The sequence below is a fragment of the Pseudomonas sp. TE3728 genome (assembly GCF_056279145.1).
The window spans coordinates 67,230-84,694 of record NZ_JBWBQT010000001.1 but is presented as its reverse complement, the minus strand read 5'-3'; the positions used below and the strand labels follow the sequence as shown (position 1 = coordinate 84,694).

Below are 17,465 nucleotides of genomic sequence, written 5' to 3'. Positions count from 1 at the left end.
TCGATTGGCAACTGTCAGGCCCGCTCGACCTTCATGCGACCGACCATTTCCATGTGCAGCGCATGGCAGAACCAGCTGCAGTAATACCAATGCAGACCGGCCTTGTCGGCGGTAAAGGTGATGGACGAGGTTTGCTGCGGGCTGATCTCCATGCTGGCGCCATGGTTGGTCATGACGAAACCGTGGGACACGTCCTCGATCTGGTCGATGTTGGTGATGATCACGGTGACCTCGTTGCCCTGCTTGACCGTGAACTCGGTCAGCCCATAGGCCGGGGCCATGGAGGTCATGTAGACCCGCACATGATTGCCGTCGCGGATGACCTTGTTGTCGGTCTCCAGGTTGATCCCGTCTTTCTTGGCCAGCTCCACGGTGGCGGCGAAGAACGGGTCGTTACGTTTCCAGATCTTCTGGGTCTTGATCTGGTCCCGACGCGCCAGGATGCAATCGTGGGGTTCGGCAAACGCAGGGCCGTCATGCACCAGCTTCATCTCGTCGCCGGAAATGTCGATCAACTGGTCATTTTCCGGGTGCAGCGGCCCGGTCGGCAGGAAGCGGTCCTTGGAGAATTTGCACAACACCACCAGCCACTTGCCGTCCGCTTCACTGGTTTCGGTCAGCGAGGCGTGGTTGTGGCCGGGCTGGTAATGCACGTCGAGCTTCTGCTTGATGTAATTGACCTTCTCGCCCTTGTAGGCACGTATCGCTTCCTCCATGTTCCACTTCACCACCTGACTGTCGATAAACAGCGTGGTGTAGGCGTTGCCGCGACCGTCGAAGGTGGTGTGCAACGGGCCCAGGCCCAGTTCCGGCTCGGCGACGATAACCTCGCGCGGATCCTTGAATTTATCGGCGAACAAGTCGTCCAGCCGGTCAATGGCAATCATCGAGACCGTTGGCGACAGCTTGCCGTTGGCAATGAAGTACTTGCCATCGGATGAGGTGTTGAGGCCGTGGGGGTTCTTCGGCACCGGGATGTAGCGAGTGAACTCGGAGTCCTTGCCATCGGTTTTACGACCGTCGACCACCGGCACTTTCGAGTCTTCCAGGGTGATGAATTTGCCAGCCTTGATCGCAGCCTCGATGCGCGGGATGTTGAACACCACGACCCAGTCGCGCTCGTTGCGCATCATGCCGCCAAGGTCGTAAGCCTTCTCCGAGTTGTAGCAGGTGGACGCGGCGTACTTGCCGGTGTAATCGGCGTCGGAGTTGTCCAGGTTGCCGTCGACAATGACCTGGAACGCCATCTCCATTTTCTCGGCATCGATGGCGTTGAACATGGTGAAGCTGTTCTTGTCTTGCAGGTCGAAGGTGCGGCCGTCATTGGGGTGCGGGATGACGAATTCAGCATTGGCGAACACGTACTTGGTATAGGGCACTTTTTGCAGACGCAGGCCGTGGATGGCCTGCACGTTCGGCACGGTGAGGATCTTGTCGCACTTCATGATGTCCAGGCGGATACGCGCGACCCGGGAGTTGGCCTTGTCGTTGATGAACAGGTATTTGCCGTCGTACTTGCCATCGGTCATGGAGATATGCGGGTGATGGCAATCGCCGTTCTGGAACTTTGCACTGTCGCCCAGGATCCGTTTGCTTTCGTTGGTCAGGCCCCAACCGGTGGCCGAGTCGACGTTGAACACCGGAATACGCATCAACTCACGCATCGACGGCACGCCGAGCACCCGCACTTCGCCCTGATGACCGCCGCTCCAGAAGCCGTAGTATTCGTCCAGCTCACCGGGGCCGACATGGATTTTCGCCTGCGCATCCTTGACCGCCGCGGCCCACGACTCGCGGCTGAACACTGCGCCGCCCAACGTCGTCGCACCCGCCAGCACCGCACCGGTGACGGCGCTGCTGCCCAGAAAACCGCGACGGCTGAGTCCCGCGTGTTCTTCTTCCTGCACGGGTTTTGTGGATTCTGTGTCAGTCATGTTGCGTACTCCTTGAAGGGATAAAACGGTCACTGCGCAGGTGCGCTCGCGAGCTTCATTCAGCAGCCTGCACTTGCACGACAGGTATCAGCTGCACCGCCACGGGTGCCGGTTTGCCGCGCTTCTTGCGCTTGTTGATCAGCGGCGGGCATTTGTCTTCGTTGTGGTAGGTCATCTGGCAATCGAGGCAGTAGTGACACTCGTTGGCATTGATCCGGCCATCAGGGTGAATCGCCTGGATCTCGCATTCCTTGGCGCACAACTGGCAGGGGCTGCCGCATTCCTGGCGGCGCTTGAGCCAATCGAACAGGCGCAATTTGGTCGGGATCGCCAGCGCTGCACCCAACGGGCAGATGTAGCGGCAATAGACTTTGCGCGTGAAAATGTTGATCACCAGCAGCGCCACCGCGTAGAGCACGAACCACCACTGACGGTCGAATTTGAGGGTGATGGCGGTTTTGAAGGGTTCCACCTCGGCGAACAGCTCGGCGGTGGACATCGATTCCAGGGAGATGCCGAAAAGCAGCAGCAAGATGATGTATTTGATCGCCCACAGCCGCTCATGCACCGCAAAGGGCAATTCGTACTGGGGGATTTTCAACTTGCGCGCGGCTTCGTTGATCAGCTCTTGCAAGGCGCCAAACGGACACAGCCAGCCGCAGAACACCCCACGGCCCCACAGCAGAATGCTCCCGGCGGTAAAGACCCAGAGCATGAAGATCAGCGGATCGGTGAGAAACAGCTCCCAGCGAAAGTGCTCGAACAGCGCATGCACAAAGGTCAGGACATTGACCACCGACAGCTGCCCCAGGGCATACCAACCCAGAAAGACCACGGTAAAGAGCAAGTAACCACGACGCAGCCAGTGCAGAAAGCGTGGCCGGCGGGTGAGCTTGTCTTGCAGGAACAGGATGGCCGTCAGCAGCAACAACGCGCTCGCGAGGACGGCGATCTGGAAGTGTTTCTGGTACCAGATGTTCAACCACATCGGCCGGCTGGCTTCCTCGATGGCCACCCGTTCTTCGGCACTGGGCACAGGTCGCTCAAGGTAGGGTTCGGGCAGTTGATAAGGCAGTTCGAAGCTGCTGAAGGTGCCGCTGACCGGTCCCGTCTGACGCCGCACCAGGAGCTCCAGGGACCAAGGCGATCCCGGATCGAAACCGGCCGGTTTGCGGACAATGAAAATCGACATCTCATTGAACTCGGGCATGCCCTTGGCAAACACGTCGGAGAGCCGCTGATGGTCCATGTCGCGAAAGCTGATGACGTTGCCGAACTGGCGCAATTGCACCCGATCGAAAATCCCGCCGCGCACATAACCCGAGCCTTTATAGGAAAACAGCCCACGCCCCAGCACCACGATGGCCTGCTCGCCGGGTTTGAGTTCCTGCATGAGGAAGCGATATTGATTGTCGCCCAGCAGCGCACGGCCAATGGTCGGTGGGTTCAAGTCGGCGGTGTACAGCTCGATAAAGGTGTCATCGACTTGATCCGGGCCGGCGTTGTCGACGCCTTCGGCTTCGGTGCCCTTGAAGGCAGCATCGACCTGCCCACGGGTCAGATTCAACCGGCGAATGGCGCCGTTACCGGTCAGTTGCTCCCAAGTGGCAGGCTCGAAAAAGTCCTGGCGCACGGTGGCGGGCTTGTTCACCACCCCGCCCCTGTCCTCAATCAGCTTCAACGATACGGCCACCTCATGGGCGGCACGCATGATGACCTCATTGACCACCATGGCGGTGACGGTTGCGCCGGCGATGGCATCCACGGTGACCGCGCTCGGGTCGCTGGAATGCCCGACGACCACCCGCTGGCTGACCTTGATCCCTTTGTATCGGGCGCTGAAACCGTGGAGTTTTTCTTCGGGGATGCCGATCAGCAGAATCGGTTCGTGGTGCTCCAGCACATAGGCGTCCTGAATCACCCCGGCGGTGTCGAGGATCACCTGGGTATTGATGGGTTTGCCCGAGTAGGCCGGAATATCCACCACATCCAGGCTCTGGAACACGTACCCAATGACCTTGCCGGCCGCCGACAGCGTGCGCATCTTGAACGTGCCTTCGGCTGCGGACACCGAATCGGTTTGAGGGAAAACCTTCTCGATGCGCTGCTGCTCGATGTCGCCGTATGACTTGGCCTGCACCGTCGCGAACGCTGCGATCATCAGCAAGACCATCACCGCCAGCCCGACGCTCCAGATGCGCGGATTGCCAGGTGTCGAAGGCTGATGGCTTGTCATGAATTCGCTGATTTCAAAGGGGCTTGCGGCCATGTTAGGGAGCGCTGTGTGCCTCGCCCTTGATTGAAATCAACTCGATAAAATTCCTCGCGCCAGAGCGCCCGAAGCCTCAAACGGTGCGGGAAAACCGGCCTTTTTGCTCCCCTCCCAGATAGGCATCAAATGCCATCGCCGCACTGCGCATCATCAAATGCCCTTGCGGCAACAGCACCAACTCGTCGCTGTGAATCTGCAACAGTCCGTCACGCACCTGCTCGTCCAGTTGCGCCAGCGCATCGGCAAAATACTCGGTGAAGCAAATGCCATGACCCGCTTCGAACTTGGCGAAATCGATCCTGCCGTGGCACATCAAGTCACTGATCACTTCACGGCGTAGCAGGTCATCGGCACTCAAGCGGTAACCTCGATGCACCGGCAACAAGCCTTGATCGATACGGGCGTAGTACTGCGAAAGCTCCTTGACGCTCTGGCTGTAGCTGTCGCCGACCTTACCGATCGAAGACACCCCAAGGCCGATCAAGTCGCAGTCGGCATGGGTCGAGTAACCCTGAAAATTGCGTTGCAGAGTGCCATGGGTGCGGGCCAGCGCCAGTTCATCGTCCGGCAAGGCGAAATGATCCATGCCGATATAGACATAACCGGCCTCGGTCAGGCGGCGGATGGTCAGCTCGAGCAACTCCAGCTTGCGCTCCGGTGGCGGCATGTCCGCCGGGCGAATCAGCCGTTGCGCGCGCACCAGCTCGGGTAAATGGGCGTAGCTGTAGGCGGCAATCCGGTCCGGGCGCAGGGCGATGATCTTGCCGAGGGTGACGTCGAAACTGTTCACGGTTTGCAGTGGCAGGCCGTAAATCAGATCGACGCTGATCGACTTGAATTGCGCCTCACGCGCCGCCGCGACCAGCGCGTAAATCTGTTCTTCACTTTGCTGGCGATTGACTGCCGCCTGCACGTCGGGATCGAAGTCCTGCACGCCGAAACTCAAGCGGTTAAAGCCCAATTGACGCAGCGACTGGATCTGCTCGGTGTTGATGGTGCGCGGATCGACCTCGATGGAAAACTCATGGTCATCGCTGTCGTCCATGTCGAACGCCTGGTGCAGGCAGTCCATCAGATCCGCCAGCTGCTCACGGGTCAAATACGTCGGCGTGCCACCGCCCAGGTGCAGTTGCGTGAGTTTGCGCGTGCTGTCGAACAACGCGGCCTGCATGACGATTTCACGTTTGAGGTACGTCAGGTATTCGACGGCCCGATGGGTTTTCCGGGTAATGATTTTGTTGCAGGCGCAGTAGTAGCAAAGGCTCTTGCAGAACGGGATGTGGATATACACCGACAACGGCTTGGGCACCGTCGCCAGATTACTGTCGGAGGCGGCACGCTGATAGTCGTCGACGGCAAACGCCTGATGAAACTGTGGTGCCGTAGGGTAAGAGGTATAGCGCGGCCCGGGGCGGTCATACTTTTCGACCAGGGCTCGATCGAAATCGAATGCAGGTTTCATGATCAATCAACTCGCAGGTGGGTTAATGCCTTGCACTGCCCGAATCCTTTTCAAACAGGTTGCAGATGGCATCCACTTCCGGCCGGCCGGCGGGAAGAATGCTGATGAAACGGTCCGACAATTCAATCAACCCCTCACGACTCAATTGCTCCAGCAATGGCCAGACAGATGAAAAATACTGATGGAAAATCAGTCCATAACGCCGTTCGATGGCGCGGATATCCAGCTCTTGATCACACGCCAGACGCTCCATGACCATGTGCCGTATCTGATCCCCCGCCTCGAAACGCCAGCCACGAGACGTCGGCAATTGGCCCCGGTCCAGTTGCTGCTGATAGCGCTCGATGGCGTCGGTGTTTTGCGTGTACAAATCGTCGATCTGACTGATAGCCCCCAAACCGAAGCCGATATGGTCGCAATAGCCGTGACGGGTAAAACCGTCACACGTGCGACGTAACCGGCCGCGCTCCTGAGCAATCGCCAAATCATCGTCGGGCCGCACAAACTGCCCCATACCGATGTAGTGATAGCCCACGGCGATCAACTGTTCGAAGGCGATCTGGCGCATCGCGCCTTTATCGTCCTGACTGCACAGTTCCCTGACCTTGTCGCCGAGCCTTGGCCGATAGCGGCGTGGTGGTCGGGCATAGTCGAACACCATCAGCCTGTCCGGCTCCAGCTCAATGATCGCCGCCAGCTTCAGCGCGAAGCTTTCTGGCGTTTGCCAGGCATGGCCAAAACCCAGATCGACATTGATTGATCGATAACCAAAGGTGCGGGCGGCATCGATCAGTGAATGAATGGGGGCCGGATTCTGATAGCAGGCCACCGACATGTCACAGTCGGTGTCGATATCCGGAATGCCAATGCTGACATGATTGAATCCCTGGTTGCGCAGCGCGCCCATGGTCGTCCAATCGGTATGGTGAAGGTCGACGTCAACGCTGTAGTCGCCGCACTCATGCTCGAGAAAGTTGAACCGGCCACGCAGATGACTCATCAGCCGCTCGAGATCAGCGCTGGTGGGTGTTCCGCCGCTCAGATGAAATTGTTCGACCCGCTGCTCCGAACTCAGGTGACAACCGACGAGGTCGATCTCGTGTTCCAGGCGCTGGAGGTACTGTTCGATGTCGCCATGCTCGCAGGAGGCATCGTGCGGGGAACAAAAGGATGGCTTGAGCCGGGAAGGCAGCTGCACGTTCAGGGCGATCGGGCGTCGTTTCTGGCGGCTGACGCGCAAGGCACGGAGCAAATCCAGAGAGCCGATGCCGTCATGAAACTTTTGCGTGTCGGCATGGCAGTTGGGGTCGAGTACGCCCTGATCGCACCGAGCGATCAGCTCGCCGGGGGCGTGAGAAAAATCGAGCATGACAGGTCTCCGAGACTGGCTGCGGATCAACAGTGTCCGGGATTGGCGATCCATGCTCCTTGACTTGTATCAAGCGCAAGCCAAGTGCTTGCAGGACAGACCTTGGGGCAAGGCCGCTCACCACGTCAGGTAAAACATCCCCTTGGCCAGCAGCACAATGACGACCATATGGCAGAACACACTGCCATGGATGAAATGCAGGTATCGAGCGTTCATTCGGCCGCTTTTGAACAGAAACATCGCCGCCAGGAAATGCAGCAGCACGCTCACGGCGACCATGATTTTCAACAGCAACAAGGTGCTGAACGATGAGGCCATTGGCGTTGCAAGAACGGGCAAATAGCGCAGCCAGACCATGCCCAGCCCCGCACCGAACAGTACCAGCAGCACCCACGGCATCAGGGTGCGGGCGCGGCGGCCAATACCCTCCTCGACCAGCAGCATCACTTTGGCGGGCAACTGTTTGCGGATGCTTTCCAGGAACAGGACTTCGAAGAACACCGTGCCGATAAAGATCAGGGCGGCAAACAGATGAAAGGTCAGAAACAGCGGATAGAGCATGATTTTTCGCCCTCGATTCAGCTGTCGGTTTCTGCGCAGAGTACAGAGCAGGTCGACTCAGGCGATTGACATCAATCAAGAAACCCGCGAATCCCCGATGTGGGCTGGGCCGCGAGCGGCGACTCTGTTTTTTTGAAGGCGTTGCTGGTTAAACAGCCTCAACGCTTCACCTTGAAACTATTGTCTAAACTTAAGCTTCAGCATGAGGGCTCAGCCATGTGCGGACGACTTTCGCAGTATCGAGGTGTTCACGAGTTCGTGGCGGCGCTGAGCATGCCCAACGCCCTGGTCAACAATGCTGGCGACCAGCCGCTCGAGCTCTACAACGCCGCGCCGTCGACTCAGCTCGCCCTCTTCCACGAGGAAAGCGGCATGTTGCACGCCGACAGGGTTCGTTGGGGCTGGCGACCGCATTGGGCCAGGGATCACGCGACACCGATCAACGCCCGGGTTGAGAAAGTCGCCCACGACCCGTTCTTCAAGGAGATATGGCCGCACCGGGCAATTATTGCCATCGACAACTGGTTTGAATGGGTTTACGAGGGCGGTCCGAAGAAACAGCCGTACCTGATCCGTCGCAAGGATCGTGCGCCGATCCTGTGCGCCGCCATTGGTCAGTATCCAAGGTACGAAAAGGAGCCGGAAGAGCATGACGGCTTCGTAATCATCACCGCGGACAGTGAGGGCGGCATGGTGGATATTCACGACCGTCGGCCTGTGACGCTCAGTCCCGAACTGGCCCGGGAATGGATTGATCCCTACACACCCAAGGAGCGCGCCGAACAGATAATCCTGCAGGAACGCGAACCCTGCGACGTCTTCGAGTGGTTCAAAGTGGACATGGCCGTGGGCAATGTGAGGAACCAGGGCTCAGAACTGATAGAGCCTATCCAGGGACGGCGCACATGACCCCGCCAATTACAAACCCGCCCCTCTGACGATGAGTACCGTTCGTCCAGACCGAGGAGCCATAAACCATTCCTCGTCTACACCTGTGATACGCCCTTCAACACTCATCCAATCTTTAAAACGCCTTTCCTGGATATGGATATACGAGAGGATTGGGTGTCAGGTATTCAATTCGATGGCATACGAAGCGCCATACGAAACTGCTGTACCTCAAGCTTCGAGCTTCATTTCTCAAGGAATAGAAAAATGAATATCAACAGCAAAGACTGGTATGCATGGCTGAACACGATGCCGCCAAAACCTGATGATTTCCATGTTGTTGGCGATGTCGAAGTTGCCAATCCAGGGATCGAGGCCTGCCTTACCATGCGATCCCCTCAAGGTATTGTTCCGCAAGCGCTCATGTTGGACCTGCACTTGGTCCAGCGGCCGGGGAACTGGATTCAACAACTTAGCTGGACGCAAGCCAGGTTCGACCGAGTAATGCCTCCAAACTCACCTGTCTACACTACGGTTGAAATTTTCTACGAAGGTAAGCGAATTGCGTTTATCGAGGAGATCCACTCCCCCTCCTGACTGATTCGCACTGAATCAGTCGAGCCGTAATGCTCAGCCGCGACCGGCTGACTTATTTGGATCAGTCGGTCGCCTGTACGAATCCCCAGTGACGCCTCGCCACCATCGAATACGGCATGGCCGGACACGCCCCTATCAATCCGCCACCATGACGAGCGGAGACAAAACAATCTGAACCCGCACTTCCCCTCCAAGTCGAAAGAATTGGCAGCCCTTAATCACTGAAGCATCACTTTAAAGGAGTCTTTTCATGAAGATTTCGGAAGTTATGACGAAAGATGTTTTAACAGCCAAGCCAAACCAGACGATCCAGGAGGCCGCGAACATGATGGCCAGGATCGATAGCGGCGCCATCATGGTTGAGGAGCAAGAGCGTCTGATTGGCATGATCACGGACCGGGATATAGCCATTAGGGCCGTAGCCGAAGGACTCCCCGGCAAAACCCCTATCAGTAAAGTAATGACTGGCGGCATCCGCTATTGCTTTGAGGATGAAGACATAGAGCATGTGGCTAAAAACATGGCGGACGTGCAACTGCGCCGTCTGCCCGTGCTTAACCGGGACAAGCGTCTGGTGGGCGTCGTATCGTTGGGAAACATTGCCAGCACTCGATCTCAATCCGCCGCTGCGACGGTTTTGCGCGGAGTGGCACAGGCTCATCATTAACCGGGCCGCTAAGCGTTCATCAGGATTAAAACTCGCATGGATCTGGCACGCTCGCCTGGCCTGGAATCCTGTTCGAAACCCGTCTTCAGGGTCAGGCGAGTCCTTGCGCACACATCCACCGCAACCGTCTCGCAGCGATAACCTTCCCACACCTGGTGCGTCGTTCGCTGGGTCGCATGCTTATTGCACGACACATCAGTTTGGCTCGACGAGCAGGTCTTCGTCCTCCGCGCCTAGCGCCGGCTCTTGATCTTCCAATTCGTCGGTTTCACGCTTCTTTTTCAGGCGGGCTCGAGCGCGCTCGGTGTCATAGATCTTTCCCTCGGCCAAGCCGCTCAGGGTTGTTGAAATTCGATAGAAACCACCGCACGGCTCGCAATGAATGCGCAAGCCACTCCCGTACGAAGAATCTTCCAGCGCATAAGTATTTCCACAAAGCGGACAGTTCATAGCCACCTCCTGATCATTCAGCCATAGCCGCTTCAGCCCGCCATCAACGCTGACAACCTGGATAGGGAGAGTGACAAATAGCGGGGATGCTCTTCTGAAACTTGTTCCTCATCGACCTATCGTCCGATAGATCGAGCAAATGCCCGCGCTGACGGTGTTACAGCCAGGACCTAATCCGAAGTCAGCGGCTCCTTGGAGCGAATCGGCGCGATGACCGACCTATCCTCGGTGTCGCGATGCAATAAGGCAACGTGGTAGTCATAGGTGGATATCAACGGCACCGGCTCATCAATTCGAGACATCTCAAGCCATCGTCTTGTGCGTTCGATGTCAAAGAACTCGTTCTTTAATTTCATTTTCGCCACAAGGTTCGCAGAGACCTTGTAGCGTCCACATCCGTCCGGGCATTTGACTTCTGACCAGTCTCCAGCCGCGTGAACAGCATTAGAGGCCGCCTGACAAATTAGGCACTTCATGTTCGATCTCCGTATCCATGAACTACCAACTGTAGACGATCCGCGACCAAGGAGCGTTCACTTCGCAGAAAGATAAAAGCATCAAAAAGCGAAGAGCCCAGCGCAATGGCTGGGCTGCGGTTATCTTCTGTTTTCCAGCATCTTATCGGCGAGTGCTTTGGCCCTTTGGATTAACAGATTCTGCCTGTCTTCGTGGGTGGCTTCTCCTACCACCGGTGCCGTCAGATTGCTTTCGGCAATCAACGCGGCACAGAAGTATTGATCCCAAACAGCGCCTTGCTCCGACTCCTGTCTATTCATTTGGTCGGCGATCATATGCGGCTCCTTTTGCTGAGGTAGCCTTTTAAGTTTACTCCCGAATCGTGGACAACCCGCGTCGCGAAGGATGACCGGCACCTCATTGCCGTCCGCTCACTGGCGACAAGTCGTTTCCTCAACTAGGATTTTTAGCGCACAGGACTTCGCCCACTGTATTGTCGGGCGACTCATCAAAGGAGAGATAGATGACATCTACTCGAATTTCCGAGCAAACCTATCGTGGATGGTCCAACCCCATCTTGCTCGAACTCAAGGAGAGAGAACATCAGCTAAGCCCTTCGGCACGCCAGGCCCTGCAAAATGTCCTGGTGGAAAGAAGGCTTCTTGACACTGGCAATCCATCCGGCAGCGATCGGCGCAAGGCTGATCCAGTCGGGTAACGACAGGCATCAATAACGTTTGTCCATCATGCTCATCATCGACGCTGCTGGCTCTCTGCCGGCAGCGCGCTCATAAGCCATTCCAAATTCCAGACAAAAAAAAGCCCAGGCAGCTGATGGACGCCTGGGCTTTAAAAATGCATAAACCGTGGTGGTGAACGCGAAGCAATATTACCCAATCGCGGGACTTGTAACAAGATATTCTGACTCACTATCCAGTTACTAAATCTCCTAACTCATTAAATATCCACACTATTTTTAAGTCATCTGCGGACTGTTCCGCTTCCGACACCATCGCTTGCAGCGGAAAAAGCTCCCCTTGCATCGCGCACCAGCTCACGCCATTCGGCGTTGTTGATGAGCCCGGCCCCTTCCATTTCATCCGCCGCCTTCAGCAGTTTGTCGTAGTGTTCTTCACAATCCATCCCGGCCTCCGGTTCTCTCAAAAGCCGGTACCAGGCATCAAGAGCTGCCTTTTTCCGATCATCATTCATAGCCAAGCTCCCTAGTGCTATCAGCTCTTGGAAGTTGATTCAGGAATGACCGTTCCTCAGTTCCGACATACGGCAGCTGCGGGCGTTATAAACAATCCCGGACAGCCTGGCGCAGCGCCCCTGACTTGGCCCACGGTGGCCCCTGGTAAAGAGATACCCGGCTGCCATCCTTCGATTTCACGATAACCAGAATTTCGTCAGCTGTAATGACGCTGGGTGCGGTGATCCGGTAGCCATTGGAAATCGGCGATTGCGTCGATCCCGGAATGTCCTGACGCCATAACGGTAATACACACGCGGCATATTCCTTGGGCGCCTTCTCGCTGTATTTGCTGATATTGGGCTCGCCGGGCACCACGGATGCGGGTAATGAACAGCCCGCCAACACAGCCACCGCTATTCCCGCTATCAACATGCGCATAAACGCTTCCCTATCCTGAAAAACGGGAAATGTAGCCTGTACTTGTGCAGACATCCAGCGGACAGCCGGCGATGTCTCTAGAAAGGGGCTTCGCCCTGCCCCGGCTCGGCCCCCGAGCCGGACTCGGGATACGATCTCGCATTGAGGTACGTCATCCATCGCTCGTACGCTTCATGCTGCCATTTCATGACCCGCTCCCATTCCGGACCGCTCATCTGATGGGCCGAGATCAGTTTCATCATTTCCGTGGTGGCCGCATCCAGGTCAACGATCAGCTCATGTGCATGGTGTTTGAAATCATCGGTAGTCGTCATTTTCGAGATAGCCTCGCCCCAGCGAATAAATCACTACCTCAATACGACAGCAGAGCTGTTATCTCCCGTTAATGTTCCCGACCAATGGAAGCACCTTCCATCACTATCCCTTCACGCAGACCACCTGCCGCAAAGTGTGCAGCACTTCCACCAGATCACGCTGTGCGTACATGACTTTATCGATGTCCTTGTAGGCCATCGGAATCTCATCGATGACCGCCGCATCCTTGCGGCACTCCACATGAGCGGTCGCGCGAATCTGGTCCGCGACAGTGTAGGTGTTTTTGGCTTTGGTGCGGCTCATGGTCCGACCAGCACCATGGCTGCAGGAGCAGAATGATTGCTCGTTGCCAAGCCCGCGAACGATGAAGCTTTTGGCACCCATGGAGCCGGGGATAATCCCCAGTTCGCCCTTCTTCGCCGACACCGCGCCCTTGCGGGTGACCAGGACGTCTTCACCGAAGTGCCGCTCTTTCTGCACGTAGTTGTGATGACAGTTCACAGCCTCCAGCGCGACCTCGAAAGGTTTGCGGATCACTTGCCGCGCTGCCTGAATCACCGCTTGCATCATCAATGCCCGGTTCTGCCGAGCGAAGTCCTGAGCCCAGCCCACCGCTTCGACGTAGTCATCGAAGTGCCGGCTGCCCTCCTTGAAATAGGCCAGATCGCGGTCCGGCAGATTGGCGATGTGCTGGCGCATGTCCGCTTGAGCCAATTGAATGAACAGAGTCCCGATAGCATTGCCAACGCCGCGAGAACCGCTGTGCAGCATGAACCAGACGCGGTTGGCCTCGTCCAGGCAGACCTCGATGAAGTGATTACCGGTACCGAGGGTGCCCAGGTGCTGACGGTTGTTGGTGCTGGCGAGTTTCGGGTATTTGTCGGTGATCGCCTTGAACCGTGAGCTCAGCGCCGCCCAGGCTTGATCGGCCTGGTGTGGAACGTGGTTCCAGGCGCCTTCATCACGGCGGCCACGGCTCAACGTGCGGCCATGTGGCACGGCTTTTTCGATGGCACTACGCAGGCCGTGCAGGTTGTCTGGCAAGTCGTCGGCGGTCAGTGAAGTGCATGCGGCAATCATGCCGCAGCCGATATCCACCCCCACGGCTGCCGGAATGATCGCGCCCACAGTGGGGATCACGCTGCCGATGGTGGACCCTTTGCCCAGATGCACGTCCGGCATCACCGCCAGGTGCCTGAAGATGAATGGCATCTTCGCAATATTGATCAATTGCTGCCGGGCTTCACTTTCAACCGGCACTCCCTCGGCCCAGAGTTTGATCGGCTTGCCGTTGGCGACTTCCAGCAATTGGTAGACAGGTTTTTGCATGATTTCGACTCTCTTGCGATCAGACGAACATAACGCTCCAGACAGGTAAATAGGACTACTATTTCGTAGCGGGGAATTGCAGGAGGTCATCATGTGGCTTAACGAATATGAACAGCAACTTCGGCGCGACCTGCAAGGTGTAGCCTCGGACCTGAGGTGGTCGGCGGTAGAGCTTTTGCGCATCGCAGAGCAGTTGCGCCTGGCCGGCAATGATGTGGACGCAGAGGCAACACTAAGGCTGTGCGCGTTGTTCCAGGGCGATGAAGCGCGACTGGCGGGCTATGCTGAAGAAGTAAAGGCAAAATCCATCACTCGAACGAAAGCTCACTAGAGAGCGCTGCCATGAACAAGCGTCTATGCGCGCTGATCGCCGTGCTGGCGGCGTCAGGTGGCTGCAACACGGAATCACACATTTATCGAGACCAACCGCTGGTCGCCAAGGTCGAGACTGGCATGAGCAAGGAACAAGTCCAGCAGATTGGCGGCCAGCCTTTATCGATCACCAAGCGCACGGTGGAACCTGGTACCTGCTTTGATTACAAGCTGACCCAGGCCGGCCATCAGCAGCCGTACAACGTCAGTTTCGACAAGCTGGGCAAGGTCGACCACAAAAGCTTCATGACCTGTGCGCAATGGAGTCGTGCCCAACAAAAAGCCAGAGAATATTCCCCTTCCACAGGCGGGATGGGTGGCGGCGGCTACTGATTCTACCGTGTAGCAGCTGCCTCGCAGGCAGGCTCGGCAGCTGCTATAGCGCACTATTTGTCTGGTTTGTGGCTGCGCGACGCTTTATCCGACCGCGCTCTGTAGGCAGGAAGCGAAGCCGCATAAGCCAATGCTTCCTCTCTGCTGCCAAAGGCTCCAAGCCGGTCACCTTTGGTGCACACCCGCCAGGGGCCGTTGTTCACGCTGAGTACGTCATAGCCATTCATGTGCATTTTGTTCAGCATCGGAACGCTCATAGTCACCTCCATTCGGCAGTGATAGTCCTGAATCGACTCCACTACCTTACACCCGACCTTCACTGAAGTGCCAACCAGACGTCGCGTCGGGATTCCGGCACTCCAATCGCACTTTCAGCGCCCCTGTCGAGTCCAACCCTTCAAGCAGATACTTCTGCGGACTTCGGCCTGAATATTGCATTTTTATGACTGTTTTATGACAAATAGCAGTCGGGTAACTCATGAAAGTACGTGCCACGGTCATTTGCGAACAGGATCGACATATCCTCCTGGTGCGCAAGCCCAAGTCTCCCTGGACCTTGCCCGGCGGAAAAGTCGAGCCTGGCGAAACCGCTGCGGACGCGGCCATGCGAGAGCTTTACGAAGAAACAGGACTTGGGGTCGACGGCCTGCTGTACCTCATGGAGCTGGAAACAATCAGCACCCGGCACCATGTGTACGAAGCGTCGGTCGTAAATCTGGCGGCGGCTCGTCCACAGAATGAAATCTTCGACTGCATCTGGTATCCGCTGGAGGCCGTCCACAACCTGAAAATAAGCGACGCCGCGCTCAGAATCGTCAAAGCGTTTCAGCGTCGCTTGTAGATCGCAGGTATTCAGGCCTTAGCCGATGCCATCTGCAAGCTTTTCAGCCCAGATCGCCGCCTCCGACCGGCATGATCATGCCGGTGATGTAAGAGGCTTCGTCGCTGGCCAGAAACAGGATAGCGCTTGCCTGCTCATCCAGCGTGCCATAGCGCTTCATCAAACTGCTGTCGAGGGTCTGGTCGACAATCTGCTGATACCAGAGCTTTTCCTGCGCGCTCTGTTGCGCGGTGTTGCGTGGGATCAGTCGCGGTGGCGCCTCGGTGCCACCGGGGGCGGTCGCGTTGACCCGCACGCCACGACCGGCCGTTTCGAACGCCAGGCAAGCGGTCAGCGCATTGACCCCGCCCTTCGCCGCACCGTACGGCACGCGATTGACGCTACGGGTAGCAATGGACGAGACGTTGACGATGGCACCGCTGCCTTGTTCGAGCATGAACGGCAGCGCGGCATGGCAACACCATAATGTCGGAAACAACGAACGGCGAACTTCGGCTTCGATCTGCGCCTCTTCATAGTGCTCGAAAGGCTTGGCCCAGATCGTGCCGCCAACGTTATTGACCAGCACGTCGAGGCGACCAAAGCGTTCGACAGCGGTGCGCATCACGCGCAAGCATTCGCTGTATTGCTCAAGGTCGGCGGTCAGGGCGAGCACCTGGCTGCCCTGTCCTAATTCCTTCTGGAGTTCGAACACCAGCTCGGAGCGGTCGACCAAAATCAGTCGCGCACCTTCGGCGGCCATGCGTTCAGCCACACGCCGGCCGATGCCTTGGGCGGCACCGGTAATCAGCGCGACTTTTTCGTGGAATCTGTTCATGTTTACCTCGTGATGAAGGATGCTTCCCGGCGCGATCCTGTAGGAGCTGCCGAAGGCTGCGATCTCTTGATCTTGTTTTTTGAAAGCAAGATCAAAAGATCGCAGCCTTCGGCAGCTCCTACAGGGGTGCATCGCTGCAGAAAATTTTTATGCCGCGCTGGCGGCAAATTTCTCGTAGTAGAAGTTCGCAGGCGCAATGCCTTGTTCGCGGATGAACTGGCTGACCGCTTCGACCATCGGCGGCGGGCCGCACAGGTAGACGTCGACGTCGCCATCGTTCAAATGCCGTGGCTCGATGTGTTGGGTCACGTAACCCTTGAGCGGGTGCCGGCTGTCGGGATTGGCCACGCAGGCACTGAAGCTGAAGTTCGCAATTCGTGCGGCGAAGGCTTCGAGTCGATCGAGTTCCACCAGGTCGAAATCGTTGGTCACGCCGTAGATCAAATGCAGTGGATGCTCGCTGCCCTGTTCGGCGATTTTTTCCAGCATCGCGGTAAACGGCGCCAGGCCGGTGCCACCGGCCAATAGCAATAATGGACGGCGGATGTCGCGCAGATAGAAACTGCCCAACGGGCCGGCCAGGCTCATGCTGTCGCCGGCCTTGGCCATGCCGGTGAGGAAACTGCTCATCAAGCCGCCGGGTACGTTACGAATCAGAAAACTGACTTCGCCGTCCCGCTGCAACGAGCTGAACGAGTAAGCCCGAGTCTGCTCGCTGCCGGGAACCCCGAGGTTCACATACTGCCCTGGCAGGAACGCCAGCTTGCTCAGGGCTTCGCCCTTGATCGACAGCGCGATGGTGCTGTCGGACAACTGCCGCACGGCGCTGATGGTCGCGTCATAACTGGCCTGACGGGTGCGGCAGACATCCGATGAAACCGGCACCCGCACCACGCAATCGCTCTGCGCCCGCATCTGGCAGGTCAGGACAAAACCCTGTTGCGCTTCGTCGGCGCTGAGGGCGTCTTCGATGTAGTCCTCGCCCAAATCATAGCGGCCAGCCTCGGCGAAGCACTTGCAGGTTCCGCAGGCGCCGTCGCGGCAGTCCAGTGGAATATTGATGCCTTGGCGATACGCGGCATCGGCCACGGTTTCGCCGGCGTTGGCGTCGATGAACCGGGTGACGCCATCTTCGAAATTGAATGCAATGGAATGAGTCATGACGGCCG

22 protein-coding genes are annotated in these 17,465 nt (G+C 57.3%); 7 read left to right on the top strand and 15 right to left on the bottom strand.

Annotation, left to right across the window (positions count from 1 at the left end; translation table 11 throughout):
• Positions 1-14: 14 nt before the first annotated feature.
• The 5 genes from nosZ to ACZ89R_RS00400 form a co-directional block, all read right to left on the bottom strand.
• Positions 15-1,934, bottom strand: a complete 1,920-nt coding sequence (gene nosZ, locus ACZ89R_RS00420; RefSeq protein WP_429376831.1) for a TAT-dependent nitrous-oxide reductase — start codon at positions 1,932-1,934, stop codon at positions 15-17.
• A gap of 55 nt (positions 1,935-1,989) precedes the next feature.
• Positions 1,990-4,203 carry a transcriptional regulator NosR gene (gene nosR / locus ACZ89R_RS00415; RefSeq protein ID WP_429547126.1) on the bottom strand — a complete coding sequence of 738 codons (2,214 nt, stop codon included), beginning with the start codon at positions 4,201-4,203 and terminating at the stop codon, positions 1,990-1,992.
• Between the two features lie 76 nt (positions 4,204-4,279).
• Complete coding sequence (gene hemN, locus ACZ89R_RS00410) at positions 4,280-5,668, bottom strand: oxygen-independent coproporphyrinogen III oxidase (RefSeq protein WP_429547127.1); 1,389 nt, start codon at positions 5,666-5,668, stop codon at positions 4,280-4,282.
• Between the two features lie 22 nt (positions 5,669-5,690).
• A complete protein-coding gene (locus ACZ89R_RS00405; protein WP_429547128.1) occupies positions 5,691-7,037 on the bottom strand; it encodes an oxygen-independent coproporphyrinogen III oxidase in 1,347 nt (448 codons plus the stop codon).
• A 117-nt stretch (positions 7,038-7,154) separates the two neighbouring features.
• Entirely contained in the window at positions 7,155-7,598 is a 444-nt protein-coding gene (locus tag ACZ89R_RS00400) for a CopD family copper resistance protein (RefSeq protein WP_038982768.1), read from the bottom strand.
• Between the two features lie 216 nt (positions 7,599-7,814).
• Between ACZ89R_RS00400 and ACZ89R_RS00395 the strand changes: the two genes are divergently transcribed.
• The 3 genes from ACZ89R_RS00395 to ACZ89R_RS00385 all read left to right on the top strand — a co-directional run bounded on the left by ACZ89R_RS00395 (position 7,815) and on the right by ACZ89R_RS00385 (position 9,750).
• On the top strand, positions 7,815-8,507 hold the full coding sequence (locus ACZ89R_RS00395; protein WP_429547129.1) for an SOS response-associated peptidase family protein: 693 nt from the start codon (positions 7,815-7,817) through the stop codon (positions 8,505-8,507).
• A 246-nt stretch (positions 8,508-8,753) separates the two neighbouring features.
• Positions 8,754-9,083, top strand: coding sequence for a hypothetical protein (locus ACZ89R_RS00390; protein WP_429547130.1), 330 nt, complete (start codon positions 8,754-8,756; stop codon positions 9,081-9,083).
• Between the two features lie 250 nt (positions 9,084-9,333).
• Positions 9,334-9,750 (top strand): CBS domain-containing protein, encoded by a 417-nt coding sequence (locus tag ACZ89R_RS00385; RefSeq protein ID WP_218394650.1) that lies wholly within the window; start codon positions 9,334-9,336, stop codon positions 9,748-9,750.
• A 195-nt stretch (positions 9,751-9,945) separates the two neighbouring features.
• Here the strand turns inward: ACZ89R_RS00385 and ACZ89R_RS00380 are convergent, their stop codons facing one another.
• The 3 genes from ACZ89R_RS00380 to ACZ89R_RS00370 form a co-directional block, all read right to left on the bottom strand.
• Positions 9,946-10,200 carry a hypothetical protein gene (locus ACZ89R_RS00380; protein WP_123494233.1) on the bottom strand — a complete coding sequence of 85 codons (255 nt, stop codon included), beginning with the start codon at positions 10,198-10,200 and terminating at the stop codon, positions 9,946-9,948.
• A gap of 170 nt (positions 10,201-10,370) precedes the next feature.
• Positions 10,371-10,676, bottom strand: a complete 306-nt coding sequence (locus ACZ89R_RS00375; RefSeq protein ID WP_429547131.1) for a hypothetical protein — start codon at positions 10,674-10,676, stop codon at positions 10,371-10,373.
• Positions 10,677-10,796: 120 nt separating this feature from the next.
• Entirely contained in the window at positions 10,797-10,991 is a 195-nt protein-coding gene (locus ACZ89R_RS00370; protein ID WP_007895586.1) for a hypothetical protein, read from the bottom strand.
• Positions 10,992-11,179: 188 nt separating this feature from the next.
• Here ACZ89R_RS00370 and ACZ89R_RS00365 point away from each other — a divergent pair, with 188 nt between their 5' ends.
• Positions 11,180-11,374, top strand: coding sequence for a hypothetical protein (locus ACZ89R_RS00365; protein WP_123494229.1), 195 nt, complete (start codon positions 11,180-11,182; stop codon positions 11,372-11,374).
• 263 nt (positions 11,375-11,637) lie between these two features.
• On the opposite strand, the gene ACZ89R_RS00360 is transcribed toward ACZ89R_RS00365, so the two are convergent.
• The 4 genes from ACZ89R_RS00360 to ACZ89R_RS00345 form a co-directional block, all read right to left on the bottom strand.
• On the bottom strand, positions 11,638-11,868 hold the full coding sequence (locus ACZ89R_RS00360) for a hypothetical protein (protein WP_429376839.1): 231 nt from the start codon (positions 11,866-11,868) through the stop codon (positions 11,638-11,640).
• A gap of 85 nt (positions 11,869-11,953) precedes the next feature.
• Positions 11,954-12,289, bottom strand: a complete 336-nt coding sequence (locus ACZ89R_RS00355) for a hypothetical protein (protein ID WP_429547132.1) — start codon at positions 12,287-12,289, stop codon at positions 11,954-11,956.
• Between the two features lie 77 nt (positions 12,290-12,366).
• Positions 12,367-12,603, bottom strand: a complete 237-nt coding sequence (locus ACZ89R_RS00350) for a hypothetical protein (RefSeq protein WP_192342813.1) — start codon at positions 12,601-12,603, stop codon at positions 12,367-12,369.
• 103 nt (positions 12,604-12,706) lie between these two features.
• Positions 12,707-13,933 (bottom strand): RtcB family protein, encoded by a 1,227-nt coding sequence (locus ACZ89R_RS00345; protein WP_429547133.1) that lies wholly within the window; start codon positions 13,931-13,933, stop codon positions 12,707-12,709.
• A 91-nt stretch (positions 13,934-14,024) separates the two neighbouring features.
• Between ACZ89R_RS00345 and ACZ89R_RS00340 the strand changes: the two genes are divergently transcribed.
• Together ACZ89R_RS00340 and osmE are read left to right on the top strand one after the other, a co-directional pair.
• A complete protein-coding gene (locus ACZ89R_RS00340) occupies positions 14,025-14,264 on the top strand; it encodes a hypothetical protein (protein WP_429547134.1) in 240 nt (79 codons plus the stop codon).
• A gap of 11 nt (positions 14,265-14,275) precedes the next feature.
• Positions 14,276-14,638 (top strand): osmotically-inducible lipoprotein OsmE, encoded by a 363-nt coding sequence (osmE, locus tag ACZ89R_RS00335; RefSeq protein ID WP_123494221.1) that lies wholly within the window; start codon positions 14,276-14,278, stop codon positions 14,636-14,638.
• Between the two features lie 53 nt (positions 14,639-14,691).
• Here osmE and ACZ89R_RS00330 read toward each other — a convergent pair whose 3' ends face one another.
• Positions 14,692-14,895, bottom strand: coding sequence for an SPOR domain-containing protein (locus ACZ89R_RS00330; protein WP_429547135.1), 204 nt, complete (start codon positions 14,893-14,895; stop codon positions 14,692-14,694).
• 221 nt (positions 14,896-15,116) lie between these two features.
• Between ACZ89R_RS00330 and ACZ89R_RS00325 the strand changes: the two genes are divergently transcribed.
• The gene (locus tag ACZ89R_RS00325) at positions 15,117-15,479 is read left to right on the top strand and encodes an NUDIX hydrolase (protein WP_429547136.1); all 363 of its coding nucleotides are present in this window, start codon (positions 15,117-15,119) and stop codon (positions 15,477-15,479) included.
• A 43-nt stretch (positions 15,480-15,522) separates the two neighbouring features.
• Here ACZ89R_RS00325 and ACZ89R_RS00320 read toward each other — a convergent pair whose 3' ends face one another.
• Both ACZ89R_RS00320 and benC read right to left on the bottom strand, forming a co-directional pair.
• Entirely contained in the window at positions 15,523-16,296 is a 774-nt protein-coding gene (locus ACZ89R_RS00320; protein ID WP_429547137.1) for a 1,6-dihydroxycyclohexa-2,4-diene-1-carboxylate dehydrogenase, read from the bottom strand.
• 147 nt (positions 16,297-16,443) lie between these two features.
• A complete protein-coding gene (benC, locus tag ACZ89R_RS00315; protein ID WP_008012365.1) occupies positions 16,444-17,457 on the bottom strand; it encodes a benzoate 1,2-dioxygenase electron transfer component BenC in 1,014 nt (337 codons plus the stop codon).
• Positions 17,458-17,465 lie beyond the last annotated feature (8 nt).